The 13,095-nt window shown below is 49.6% G+C and carries 12 protein-coding genes; 8 read left to right on the top strand and 4 right to left on the bottom strand.

Annotation, left to right across the window (positions count from 1 at the left end; translation table 11 throughout):
* Window positions 1-238 precede the first annotated feature (238 nt).
* Window positions 239-622: an NUDIX hydrolase gene (locus AC286M_RS26575; protein WP_488207246.1), complete on the top strand. Its 384-nt coding sequence runs from the start codon at window positions 239-241 to the stop codon at window positions 620-622.
* A 172-nt stretch (window positions 623-794) separates the two neighbouring features.
* On the top strand, window positions 795-1,649 hold the full coding sequence (locus AC286M_RS26570; RefSeq protein ID WP_488207245.1) for an alpha/beta fold hydrolase: 855 nt from the start codon (window positions 795-797) through the stop codon (window positions 1,647-1,649).
* Here AC286M_RS26570 and AC286M_RS26565 read toward each other — a convergent pair.
* The 4 genes from AC286M_RS26565 to AC286M_RS26550 all read right to left on the bottom strand — a co-directional run bounded on the left by AC286M_RS26565 (window position 1,625) and on the right by AC286M_RS26550 (window position 5,950).
* Entirely contained in the window at window positions 1,625-2,470 is an 846-nt protein-coding gene (locus AC286M_RS26565; protein WP_488207244.1) for a pantothenate kinase, read from the bottom strand. The genes AC286M_RS26570 and AC286M_RS26565 overlap by 25 nt on opposite strands.
* Window positions 2,470-4,410 carry a hypothetical protein gene (locus tag AC286M_RS26560; RefSeq protein ID WP_488207243.1) on the bottom strand — a complete coding sequence of 647 codons (1,941 nt, stop codon included), beginning with the start codon at window positions 4,408-4,410 and terminating at the stop codon, window positions 2,470-2,472. Before AC286M_RS26560 ends, AC286M_RS26565 begins: the two co-directional genes overlap by 1 nt.
* 104 nt (window positions 4,411-4,514) lie before the next feature.
* A complete protein-coding gene (locus AC286M_RS26555; protein ID WP_488207242.1) occupies window positions 4,515-5,132 on the bottom strand; it encodes a DJ-1/PfpI family protein in 618 nt (205 codons plus the stop codon).
* A 95-nt stretch (window positions 5,133-5,227) separates the two neighbouring features.
* Window positions 5,228-5,950 (bottom strand): PEP-CTERM sorting domain-containing protein, encoded by a 723-nt coding sequence (locus AC286M_RS26550; RefSeq protein ID WP_488207241.1) that lies wholly within the window; start codon window positions 5,948-5,950, stop codon window positions 5,228-5,230.
* Window positions 5,951-6,339: 389 nt separating this feature from the next.
* On the opposite strand from AC286M_RS26550, the gene AC286M_RS26545 reads away from it, so the two are divergent.
* The 6 genes from AC286M_RS26545 (at window position 6,340) to AC286M_RS26520 (ending at window position 12,983) form a co-directional block, all read left to right on the top strand.
* Window positions 6,340-8,181: a DUF3352 domain-containing protein gene (locus tag AC286M_RS26545; RefSeq protein WP_488207240.1), complete on the top strand. Its 1,842-nt coding sequence runs from the start codon at window positions 6,340-6,342 to the stop codon at window positions 8,179-8,181.
* A gap of 495 nt (window positions 8,182-8,676) precedes the next feature.
* Entirely contained in the window at window positions 8,677-9,030 is a 354-nt protein-coding gene (locus AC286M_RS26540; protein ID WP_488207239.1) for a hypothetical protein, read from the top strand.
* A 92-nt stretch (window positions 9,031-9,122) separates the two neighbouring features.
* Window positions 9,123-10,127: a c-type cytochrome biogenesis protein CcsB gene (gene ccsB, locus AC286M_RS26535; RefSeq protein ID WP_488207238.1), complete on the top strand. Its 1,005-nt coding sequence runs from the start codon at window positions 9,123-9,125 to the stop codon at window positions 10,125-10,127.
* Between the two features lie 269 nt (window positions 10,128-10,396).
* Entirely contained in the window at window positions 10,397-10,786 is a 390-nt protein-coding gene (locus AC286M_RS26530; RefSeq protein ID WP_488207237.1) for a hypothetical protein, read from the top strand.
* Between the two features lie 37 nt (window positions 10,787-10,823).
* Window positions 10,824-11,777, top strand: coding sequence for a hypothetical protein (locus tag AC286M_RS26525; RefSeq protein WP_488207236.1), 954 nt, complete (start codon window positions 10,824-10,826; stop codon window positions 11,775-11,777).
* A 432-nt stretch (window positions 11,778-12,209) separates the two neighbouring features.
* Entirely contained in the window at window positions 12,210-12,983 is a 774-nt protein-coding gene (locus tag AC286M_RS26520; protein WP_488207235.1) for a pentapeptide repeat-containing protein, read from the top strand.
* The last annotated feature ends 112 nt before the right edge of the window (window positions 12,984-13,095 follow it).

The raw sequence follows: 13,095 nt of genomic DNA, 5'->3' as shown, positions 1-13,095 counted from the left end.
ATCCTGACCTCATGACCAATACCGAATCTATAGCGCTATGCGCTTGGAACCAAGCAGATAGTTTTTGAGAAGCCGCACGGGGCGCGGCTTCTCAAAAACTATCTGTCCTAACTTGATTACGTAAGGCTACAAAATCCGAAAATCCAAAGTGGAGACTCATATTCGCATGGGGCAAGTACGGCGCTACGCGAGGGCACTTCTAGGGCTTTTTCTCCGACGACCTATCTTAGGAACGACTGTGATTCCGGTATTACCGGATGGTCGCATCGTCATGGTGCGACGACGGGATAATGGTCGCTGGTCACTACCCGGTGGTCTGATTGACTGGGGAGAAGACGTGATCACAGCGGCAGCGCGAGAATTGGCGGAAGAAACAGGTTTGACCGTTCTACAAGTCCAGCGCTTAGTTGGTGTCTATTCCCATCCCAAACGCGACCCCCGCTTTCATTCCATCAGCGTTGCGATCGCAGTCGATGTGACAGGTGAATTTGCTATTCACGATATCCAAGAAATCTCCGAGATCCAAGCCTTCCCAAGCGACGGTTTACCGAATGAACCCCTCTCCCACGACCACGCCCGTCAGCTTCAGGATTATTTGACTGGGCAAATTGGACTGGTTTAGCAGTGTTGAGTGACAGGGTGGATGGGGAGATGAGTAGATGGGTGAATGGGTGGATGAGTGGATGGGTGGATGAGTGATGATCGAAACTTTTTGAAAAGTATCGTATTGTTAACCATATTGAAGCTTGTTTTGAACTGGCTTCCGAATGACGCATTGAATCAGGGAGACACTAGTGGTGCGACCACCTACAGCAGTTGATTTATCCTCTTCACAGCCGATTCGCACCCTGCGTTTGCGCTTATCCCAAGGGCAATTGTTCTGGCGAGAAGTGGGCAATGGCAATGGCTCAACTCTGCTGTTTTTGCATGGGTCTTGGCAAGATGGCGAACAGTGGCAGCCGTTCTTGGAGCAACTGGGGCAGACCTTTCACTGCTTGGCACCGGATTTACTGGGCTTTGGCGACTCGGAGCGATCGCAGCATCACTATTCTGTGGCGCTAGAAGTTGAGTGTCTGAATGAGTATCTTGATGCGCTGCGCGTGGAGCAGGTTGATATCGTGGGCCACTCGCTGGGTGGCTGGATTGGTGCCCAGTTAGCGCTCAAGTATCCCGATCGCGTGCGGAGTTTGGCGCTGATTGTGCCGGAAGGGGTGACGTCGAAGGCGTTGGCCAAGCGCTGGTGGAAATTCAAGCTGCTATCCGGTCGCGTCTCCTGGCTGGCGGGTTTGCTGCGCTTGATTCAGCCGATTGCGCGGGGACTGGGACAGCGGAAATCTGTGCAGAAATCTTTGGCTTGGCGACGCCAGTTGAAAACATCCCAAACGGCTTGCCAAATTCTGTTTCGGCGGCGTCGATCTGAGATTCAGTCGGAGTTATTGAATGAAGCTTTGCCGCATCTGCAAAAGCCTGTGCTGGTCTGCTACGGCGAGGATGATGCCCAAATTGAGGCGGAACTGAGTCAAACCTATGGGCGGTTGCTGCCGCAGGCCAAGCTGACGGTTTTATCTGGCTCTATGGCTTCTCCAGACTTTGATGAGAGACTGCAACCCCTGATCAATCAGCTTCAGGCTTGGCTCCAGGCGCGGTAAGCCTGGATGCCGTTGAAGATTAAATCAGGATTGTGATGGAGCTGGGCGTGATGGGAGGGAAAGCGCGATCGCACTTGTCTCCATAACCACTCTCCATCGCCACCAGTAAACACCACGGCAGCACTGGGATACTGTGCCCACCAGGTTTGCAGGTAATCCTGCACCCCGGCCAGCACAATGTGTAAAATGCCGCTCTGAATTGCCGTGGGCGTATCGGTCGCCCATCGAGGCGGGAGAGATTTTGCTGCATCTCCTGGAAGTGACTCAAAGGCATCGGGTAAGGCGGCTGTTTGCTGGGCGAGGGCTTGAAACTGAAGGCGGAGTCCGGGTGCGATCGCACCTCCTAGCAGTTCCTGTTCCGCAGTGGCTGCTGTAAAGGTTAGGGCAGTGCCGCCGTCAATGACTAGCACAGGCCAACCAGAGGTTTGTCCGGCTCCCCAGAGGGCTAAAATGCGATCGCAGCCCATTGTGGGATAGAGGCCCGTAATCGGTAGCTGATGGGCCTGGACGATTCGCACTGCCAGATATGGCTGCCAGAGCTGGGTTTGCGATGGGACAACGGAGGCGAGCCAGAGCGGTATTGCTTCAGCAGAAGTGGCTGACTGGATGACCTGGATGATCGCTGGAGATAGTTCGGCCAAACCTTGCCATGCCGATGGCGCAAACCGCTGAGCCGTCAACTGTTCAACCTGATTTGAACTTAAATGGGGTGTGTTCCAAGCTGCGGCCAGCGTGTCTTCCTGGAAAAGTGCCCAGTGCAGCCGTGAGTTGCCAATCATCAACGCTAACCAGCTAGCCCATTGGGCAGAATCAGTGGCCATTAAGCCTTGTCTGTGGATGCTGCGGGAATCGCATCTGTCGAATTCTGGGATTCCGCCGCATTGACTTCAGGATGATTGGCTGCAGAATGATCGACTTGATCGACCTGGTCTGCTTGCTCGGTTGCAGGGGCTGGGGGGTTGATTGGGGTTTCGATGGGGCCAGTTACGTCAGTGCGATCGCGCTGTAGAATCAGCATTTTGTTGCCCACAATCGGGCTGCGGGCGACGCGGTTGTCCTGGCTATCGAGCAGTTCCAGCTTGCCAAAATCTAGGTTTTTCGTGCGCTTCAATAAATCAGTTGCCACTTGATCTTGCTGACTGGCCTCTAGGCGATACCAATCGTCGCTCACCCGCACCGTTAACCGTCCGTCGCGGAAGTTGGCCTGTACCGATTGAATTAGGTTATCGGCATAGCGCTGCGTCACTTCTGACACCTGCTGTTGAATAGCCTCAATGACCGTATCTCGCGGCTCAAGCTCAAGCTGAGGAGTAGCTGTGGGAGCTGGAGTGGGTTGGACAGTTGGGGTAGGAGTAGGAGTCGGTTGGGCAATATCGGGGGCCGAAGTTGGTTCAGTGGTCGTATCGGTTGCAGGCTCCTCTGCTCTAGGCTGCTCGGTCGCAGACGGTTGGGCGACTTCAGTCGGCTGAGGTTTCGTAACTTGAACCTTGCGAGGTGAGGACTTAGACGGCAGGATAAACGCCGCCAGATTCCAAATTACAATTGCCAGTACAGCTGCCAGGATGACTGAAAAGACCTTGTCTGGAATTTGCTGATTCATGGCGGTGGGCAGGGGCGCTCGCATGACTCGAATCAGGTCTTGCCAAATTTCCTTCAGCCGCTCCGGCAAGGGCCGCAGAGACCCATCGTCTTGGTAGATATCATCAATCGTGAACCGCACCCGCTTGACTTCAGCGTCCTCGTCATCCGTTTCAGCATTAGTCAAATCGGTCATTGAATATGCGATCGCACCTGTCCGACTTTCTTGATTCCAGGTCAAATCCTGTGCATCGCTTGGCATATTGACGGCGTTAGTTGGAGACTGGCTAGCGGTGGAAGGCTCGGATTTAGGTTCATCCAATAAATCCACCACAAATTGCAGCACTCGAATGGTGATTTTAAGTACCAATACAGTGACAGCGCGCAGAATCGGTAGGACAACGCCCAAAATCGTCTGCAAAGTTTCCAAAATTTGAACCGGAATCGACGGCGTGACGGGTGGTGCCGCTATGTTTTCTGGTTCTGAATCTTGAGCAGCGGTGTCAGATTCTGTACCTGATTTTGCTGCCGATGCATCTGCCGTTTCCGCTGCCTCAGTGACTTCTTCAGCACCCGCCGCTTCATTTTCAGCCAGCGTGGCTGACGACTCAGCTAGCGATTCATAGGATACTTCTGGGGCCTCTGAAGCGTCTGAAACTTCTGAAACTTCTGAGGTTTCTGGAGCTTCTGGATTTACGTCGGTATCAGCTTCGGTAGTCAATACATCTGATATGTCTGTAGCGGTTACTTGATCTGAGATGTCCTGGTCTGGATTGGTTGGTTCAGGCTCATAATTTACGGCCTCAGATTCAGCGGCATAGTCTGAAACCTCATCAGAAGTATCGATAAAAGTATCAATTGGGGTTGATGTATCGGACATGTCTGAGGTGTCTGCGCCTGAAACGTCTCCTGACACATCTACAGCAATATTCTCTGCCGACTCTTCTAAATCCGCTTCTGCGTCAGCCGCCGTAATATCTTCTGCTAAGTCAGCATCTTCCTCTGAGACATCCTCTACCAGAGGCGCTGCAACATCTTCTGACACGCGATCAGGCTCAGATGCTGAATCCGGATCGGCATCTGAATCTTGCTGTTCTGCTGCATCTTCTAAATCATCAGGCAGAGCCACATTTTCCAACTCATCTGCCGTTGACTCAGGTTGCATCGCCTCATCTGCTGACATGAATGATTCCCTTTGAGGTGTCTTCCAAAGGATCAATCTATCATTTTGCGCTCGTCCTCAAGCCCTGCATTTGTAGAGTGTTCACAATCTGCAAGGATAGAAATTTAAGTTTGCGATCGCAAAATTGAGCGCCAAACGGTGCCGCGACGCTCATACTCTAGTTCTAGCTCAACTGCATGGGCTAACTGCGGATCAAAAAACCGCTCCAGCAGCCACAGCGCCAAGTCCAAACCAGACGTAACGCCGCCAGCGGTAACAATATTGCCATCATCAACTACACGAGTATTCACTAAATTAGCGCCTGCGTTCGCTAAATCGGCTTTGGCAACATGATGGGTTGTCGCTGAGCGATGCTTGAGCAAGCCTGCCGTAGCCACTAGCATCGCGCCTGTACAGACGGAGGCAATGGTGACTCCCTTGTGATGCAGATGAGCAATGACGCCAGGAATATCCCCTTTCTGCGTCTCGGCCCATGCGCCTCGCTCAGCCCGATCGCCCCAACCGCCACCCGGTACGATCAAAAGATCAATGTCTTGATTAACGTCCAGCTTGGCGTGGGGCTGCACCTGTAGGCCATGCGAGGCTGTAACAGCTAAGCCATCTAGCGTCACCAGATCAACTTGCAGCTCCGCACCCAATGCTGCCGCATGTCGCAGAACTTCAAAGGGTGCGATCGCATCTAGCTCATCAAATCCGTCGAATAAGATAATCTGTACATTCATTTCATACCTTTGCGATGCGTGTTGTACGACTCAGCAGCCCTCTAAAAGCCGCCTAGCGACTACGTTTTTTCACCCTCTACAGCCTCCTACAGCCTTTAACCAAGTTTTCTGCGTTGAATCAACTTACCACCTGCGATCGCACTTCCCACCGTCAACAGGCCCAAGACCGATGCGGGTTCGGGGACAGCCACATCCGGTTCAAAATTGCCCATTGTAATCAGCACTTCATTGCGCGAACCGCCGCCGTTTGCGATATCAATTGTGCCCGTCATCAGCCAGCCATCGGTAACTAAATCGCCCGTCACATAGGACGTTTGCAGTGTGCCATTGCCGGGAATGCCTGCGATACTACCGGGTAAAGATTGATCGTCAATCGTATCGAGGTTGAAAACAGCATCGCCAACGGCTGAAATTTTGATAGTGTTACCAATCAGCCAATCTGCCGCGTATTGCACCGTTTTGCCGCCGATGGTGACGGACAGGATGTCGTCTAGCCAGCTCATCTCAAAATCGAACAGACCCGGCGCTGACCAGTCAAAATTGGCTTCATTGAAGTTGCGAGGGCCACCTGGATTGGGCTGACTCGTCCAGATGCCAACGCCAATTTCCCAATCGCGGTTGCCAGGACGCCCACCTCGCGCTTCTAGACCATAGATGCCTGGACTGCGCGGAACTAGCGGAGTAAAGACTCCTTCGGCATCGTCACCTTCTAAATCCACGAATCGTAAATCAGCGGCTTGAGCAATATTGGGCAAACCCAGGAGCACAGCGCAGATTGTGGTTGCGATCGCAAGTGGAGTAGCAATGCGCTTTAACATAATTTAAACGTCCTTGTGGATGTGATAACGACGGATCAGGAAGCCAGATAAGCCAAAGCTTTAATTGGCAACTCAATTATATGAATAGTGTTTGAAGAGTTGGGGCAATTATTGAGATTCCTGTCTAATTTGAAGTAGTAGGCATTGTTTAGGCTAAAAGCATTTGCGATCGCAGTCAAAGCGGCGTGAGCCATCAGGTCAGCCTTAATCTGGACAACGGTTTAGGGAAAATGGTTGCCGGAAATCGTTAGTTTGCAGGTTTGTGAAGTTTGTTCCGAAGTGGATGATCTTTGCTAGATTAGCAGGGCAGTTTTGCGTCGTTGCTTCCTGAAGCGGCTTCATACATCATGCCAGTGAAAAAATCTCCCTTACTGCTAACCATTGGTGCTGTGGCTCTTCTAATCGGAGTCGGGGCCGGAGCTTACTGGGTATTGACCCGTCGCGGCGTGCTGCCGAAAGATCTGCCGACTGGAGCAAACGTTGTGCCAGATGAGGCTCTGATGGCGATTTCCATCTCGACCGATGAAGGGCAATGGAGAGCGCTTCGCTCCTTTGGTACACCCACAACTCAAGCCTCGTTTGATCAGAACTTGGCCAACCTGCGCGATCGCATTTTGACGGCCAATGGATTGAACTATGAGCAGGACATCGAGCCTTGGGTCGGAGACGAAGTCACGATTGCCTTCATGCCGACGGATGGCGCAGCAGAGGGGACTGCACCGGATGCTGAACCTGAAGCCACGGATCCAAATACCGACTTAGGAGTTGAAGACGAAGCGGCGGATACCGAAACCGAGGATGCTGAAACTGAAACGGAGGAGCCGTCTGCTTCAGAGAACTTTGGTGAGGGAAATTTTGGTGAATTCGACGACTCTCAGCCTTTGGTCATCGTGTTGCCGATTGCTGATCCGCTCAAAGCGCAGGCAATTCTGGCCGACTCAGAGTTAACGAAAGACAGTACCACTCGCGAATATAAAGGGGTCGAAGTTCAAGAGTTTACGGCTGAAGATTCAACTGACTATTCGGCAGCCGTTTTCGACACCAACTATATTGTGTTAGCCACGGATGGCAGCGCCCTTGACTCCACAATCGATACCTTCAAGGGAGAAGAGTCCATCGCTCAGATTGCTGGCTATCGCAACGCCTTCAACCAGATTAAAACTGATAACTTAGTCGCGCGGCTGTACGTCAATGTCCCTGCCGCAACTGCGATCGCAGCTCAGAACTCCAATCAGCCCGTGTCGCCAGAAAGCCTGTCCACGTTCCAAAACAACCAGGGTTTAGCCATCTCAGTTGGGCTAAAGCCGAATGGCGTGCAGTTTGCTGGCGTTGCCTGGCTACCGCAGGACAGCGAGTTTACTTACCAAGTGACCAATGCGGTTGGACAAATTCCTGATCTGCTACCTTCAGATACGCTAGCGATGGTATCGGGCAGCAACCTAAAACAGCTCTGGCAGGACTATGCCCAAAATGGAGCTGGTCGGCCATTAACGCCACTGCATCCGGAAAATATCCGCGCTGGCTTTGAATCGACTACGGGTCTAAATCTGGAAACCGATTTGCTGGACTGGATGGATGGCGAGTTTTCCCTTTCGCTGCTACCCATCGCGGCTCCTGAATTAGACGATCCTAATACCCAACCCCTAGCAACGGTAGCACCAGTGATTGTCGTGCAGCCCAGCGATCGCGCTTTGGCGGAACAAACCTTTGAGAAGCTAGATGAAGTGCTGTCGAGTCGGTATCGTTTCCAGGTGGAGTCAGCAGAAATGGGCGGTCAATCCGTCGTGAACTGGGTGTCTCCCTTTGGCGCATTGACGCTAACTCGCGGCTGGCTAGAAGGTAATCAGGTCTTTTTGGCGATTGGCCCCACTGCCGCCCAGCGGATTCTGGCGCAGCCCTCTCCTTCGTTGGCCGAAAGCCAGCCGTACAGGACAGTGATGCTGGACAGCCCGGATTCTAATAATGGTCATTTCTATATTGATTTGAACCGATTTTTGAATACCGATGGCATTCCACTGCCGCCCTTCCCGCCCCAAAGCCAAGAGGTGGCCAACTCAATTGAAGCGATTGGCGTAACGGCATCCATCTTGAACCCTCGCACCATCCGCTACGATGTCAACGTTTCGCTGGCAAAGGGTGAGCGCCCTGGTGCCTTGCCCAGTCCGGAACCCGTTGAACCTACCCCGGAAGAATCTCCAGTGGAGACGCCAGCGGAGCAGCCCCCAGAGTAATCTTCGCAACCATCCGCTATCAGGATTTTGGGGCATGAATCGTGGTGTGATATCACCATGATTTATGCCTAAAAAACTTATGTCTCCAAAACGCCTTCGTTCCGGTAATCTATTCATTTACATATTTTGGTTATCGCTGTAGTCAGCTCTGTACTAGGACACGAACGTTTTTATGGCGTGGCAAAGCTGCACCACAAAAACGCCCTAACCAGTATGACTATGGCTATATATCCAAATCCGTCTGGTTGACTGACAAAACTCTTGCTCCCCCTGTTCTTTCGTAGGTTGGATAGAGCGCTAGCGAAACCCAACAAAACCGTGATTGAGGTTGGGTTTCACGTTGTTCAACCCAACCTACGTAGGGAACTTTTGTCAATCAGCCAAGTATCAGACCCAATTTAGGTTGTGTGAGCTGGCTCAGCTAGTCCACACAGCCTAAAGCCTTGGTTTTTAACCGGCATTGTATTAAACCGTTCTAACGGATCGAGGCTCAGCATGGATTATGGCGAACTAGCGAAACTGTGTGAACAGCTTTCTTACCGAGATAAATTCCGCCTAGCTCAGTATCTGATTCAACTAGCTCGGCAAGAAGAGGAAGAGAGAAATCCAGACAGCAGGCGGGCGATAATTACAGATTTCGAGACGATTGAATATGTGGCTGAGCGGCTAATGAAATCCAAACCCACCAAACGAGCCAAGTTGTTAAATTTTATTGGCACAATGTTTCAGTTTCAGGGGGGAATTTCTGATGCGGATAAAGAAGCGATTGTGCATGAACTGCAAAAGAGACGCTACCTGACGGTTGATCAGGATGGGCGAGTTTCCTATGCAACGTGGTTTTCTGATTAGCGATTAGCTCGCTATTGTGGCTGTATCGCGTCTGAGAAACGTTTAGAATAAGTAACAGTATTTACAAAAAGCTTTATTCGGAGAGATCCGGAATGGATTTAGTTACGCTACAGGGCTGGCTCGATAACGCATCGTTTGCCGTGCTGTTTATCACCATGTTGATGTACTGGGCTGGAGTGGCCTTTCCGCGCATTCCAGCATTGGCGCAAATGGGCACCGCTGGCATGGCGATCGCAAATTTGTGCATCGCCGCACTATTGGCGGCCCGTTGGATTGAGGCGGGTTATTTTCCGCTGAGTAATCTGTATGAATCGCTGTTTTTCGTGGCCTGGGGCATTACGGCCATGCACTTGCTAGCGGAGCAGATGAGCCAAAGTCGCCTGGTCGGAGCCGTAACCGCTCCTGTAACGATGGCAATTACGGCTTTTGCGGCACTGTCGCTACCCGATGCCATGCAGCACTCGGAACCGCTGGTGCCTGCGCTCAAGTCTAACTGGCTGATGATGCACGTTAGTGTCATGCTGCTTAGCTATGCGGCGCTGATGGTGGGCTCGCTACTTGCGATCGCATTTCTTGTCGTCACTCGTGGTCAGGATATTGAACTCAAGGGCAGCTCCGTCGGTACAGGTTCCTTCCGTTCCACTAGCCAGCGCTATCAGCTCAAGCGTCAGGGTGAACCTGTTGCTGAGCCGTTGACGTTTGCCGATGGCGGCGGTACGGCTGTGATCGAGCGGACAAACACCGTTACGTCTGCTGAACCTTTGTCACCGCAGCGCCTCAGCTTAGCGGATACGTTGGATAACATCAGCTATCGCATCATTGGCTTAGGCTTTCCGCTGCTAACGATTGGAATTATCGCTGGAGCGGTCTGGGCAAATGAAGCTTGGGGTTCCTACTGGAGCTGGGATCCGAAGGAAACCTGGGCGCTGATCACCTGGCTGGTCTTTGCGGCTTATCTCCATGCACGGATTACAAAAGGTTGGCAAGGCCGTAAGCCTGCAATTCTCGCGGCATCGGGATTTGTTGTGGTCTGGGTTTGCTATTTAGGTGTAAATCTGCTCGGCAAAGGGCTGCATAGCTACGGCTGGTTCTTTTAACCATTCAGAGATTGCACATTTCTAGCAATGGAGGGACGAGAATATCTCGTCCCTCCATTGCGTTTAAACGAGTTCAAATCGCAAGGTCAAGATGCTGATTTAATTGCCAGGTTAGCTTATGTTCGCTACTCAACCCAAGCTGCGAGATTTGCGATCGCACTTAAGCAGAGGATGGCTTGGTTTCATGAGTTCATCTAAGCCACAGCAATTTTTTCAACTACTAATGTGCTACAACTTTAGTTGAAATTAGCTCAAGCGAATTAGTACAAATGCTTCCAGAACTATTAGCAACACAAGCAGTAAAGTATCTGCTTATACAATTTTCTAACGGTGCAATCGAAAAAGCAGGTGCAGATGCTAAAGATTACTTACAAAAGTTAATGGGTCTATTGGCAACTAAGTTCTTTGACAAACCCGAATTTCAAAAAGCGCAAGAAAATCCAGAAGCTTTTAAGAATACTCTTCTTGAATCTTTAATTAGTGATAATAGATTTAGAAAAGAGCTAGAAGAATTAGTTTCTGAACTAATGAAGTTGGACAATCAAAATAGTAGTGTTTTTCAGGCTTCCTTTGGAACTAATTCAACGAATATTAATTCTGTTCAAGTAAAAGATGGAGATTTCGTAGGAGGTAACAAAACAACCAATCACTTTCGGTGATATAGATATAAAGGTATTCCTTGCCTCGCCAGATTCGTTGATTAGCGAAATTCCAACGGATTTAGAATTTACATCTTTTAGGCAAAGGCTTTGTAATTATTTCAATGCTCTTTTCTTGCTTGTGCGAGTTACAGTTACTTGGTCAATTCTCGGATTAGGAGCAAAACATGCATTTCCTAATCAGCTTGCCAAGTCGCTACTTCAGTATGTGATTAACGGTTTTATAGAGAGCTTAAGAGTTTCACAAGGAGAACTTGAGTATTCTATTCCGAATTTGTGGATAGAAGGACTAGAAAGAATTAGCCAACTTGGTAAGCCTCAAGACATTCCTTTTACAAATGATAAAGTTGAGGCAAATCGATTAAAGAAGCTGGACTCAAGTTATTGGCTCCTATTAAATATATTAAAAATTCTTCAAACTGGCAGCTCCGATTCAGATACTATCTTGTGGTCGCTTAGAGAAATTGAGGATGTTCGAAAAGCCATTGGAACGAGATTAAAACCTCTACAAGAGGAATATTATCCATTCTTAACTATGCTTCAGAATGGATATGGCTTATTCAGCTATTTTGTGACCCTGGAATTTATCGATGAAATTCTTTTAAATAGGGAAATCAATAAAATTCTAGATGAACTAATTGATGGATCTGTTTCAGATAGAAACCCTTCCGTAGAAGAGGTGAGATATCTTCTGGAAAGATTGGAAACTAAATCAATCAAATTTACAAGTTCAGGAACTTTATATAAAACTTGGCGATTGTTGACCTGGGTTTTCACGGTGGAAGATAGAGAATCCAAGTCTGATGAAGAATATCCGCCGATTAGAGCCTTGCATCATCGTCCCAAATATCATATCCCCAGTGGTTGTCACTTATACCCTCGAATAGAGCATCCTGGCGATGATGCAAGATGTCGATTTTTTCAAACAGAAGAAGAAGCAAAAGATGCTAACTTGAAAATTTGCAAGCTGTGTGAAGGTAAAAAAGCTTGACAGAAAACAATTTAAGTTGCGCGATCGCACTTTATTCCAACGAAACCTAAAGTGCGATCGCGTTCTATTGAAAAAGAGCACCAAGAATATTAGCTGGCTTTTTCAAAATTTCTCCATCCGCCTTCTTCAGCCAGTACGTGGTTGGCCAGCACAGCAAGAACTATGCAGCGATTTGGCCGATCAAATGCTTGTCTTGCATTTCAACAATAGTGAATAACAAACAAGGATGCGGGTATTGATGGCACAATACGAGATTTGCCAATGGATCTAGTAGACGCATCTTTGGTAGCCATCGCTGAAAGTCTAAATCAAAGACAGATTTTCACGCTTGACTCTTTGTTCAGAAACACTATTACACTCTATGTAAGATTGTGGGCATCTCAGTTTTTTTTAGAGACACTAGACGGGTTAATGCAGCAGATGAGGTTCACTATGCGTTTGTTCTCCCTGGCCAGCGCCACCGTTGTTCTTGGACTCTCCGCAGTTTCACCTGTGCGAGCAGAGGATATTGCCCAACTTCAGCAGTTGCTCTCGACGCGAGCTTGTCAAGGATGTCAACTACAGCAAGCTGGGCTAGTTCATGCTGATTTAACAGGTGTGGATTTAAGTGGTGCTGATCTAACGTTTGCCAATCTGAGTCAGGCCAACTTGGTCGGCGCAAATTTGCAGGGAGCAAACTTGACGGGGGCAATGCTACAAGGAGCGAATCTTAGTGGTGCGAATTTGCAAGGCGCTATTTTGAATGGCACCGATTTGCGCCGTGCTTATTTATATGGAGCCAATATGGAGGGGGTTGACCTCAGCAGCACCTATATTCAGCAAAGTATTGGTTTGCCAGACGGTGTTTTTAGTTTTAACGACTACTATCGCTGGGGAATTGAAGCCGGACAGCAAGCTAACTATCCGGTTGCGGTGGATTACTTTAGCCAAGCGATTCAGCTTCAGCCTGAATTTGCTCCAGCTTATCTAGCACGGGCGGTAGCACGCTATAAGATGATCGATGCGGAAGGCGCGATCGCAGATTCAACTTTAGCGGCAGATTTGTTTGGTCAGCAGGGAGATTTGCAGAGTCAGGCCGCTGCGCAGCGGTTTGTTGAGGAAGTGCATGCAATTGAAGAAGCGGCTAGCAAGCCTCCTCGCGCTCGCGGCAGTTTTGCAAATCTGATTCAGGGCTTAGCAGGTTTGCTGATGCGGTTTGCACTGTAGAATTGCCTTCTGATAAGGAGCGTGAATTTAATAAGGTGAAATCTTTGGGGTAGGGACACGGCATTGCCGTGTCCCTACGGATGGAATGATTGACAGGCTATTTAATTCACGC

Source organism: Thainema salinarum CENA647, from assembly GCF_057732415.1.
Note: the sequence above shows the minus strand (reverse complement) of the source record. Positions and strands in the feature narration are given on the sequence as shown.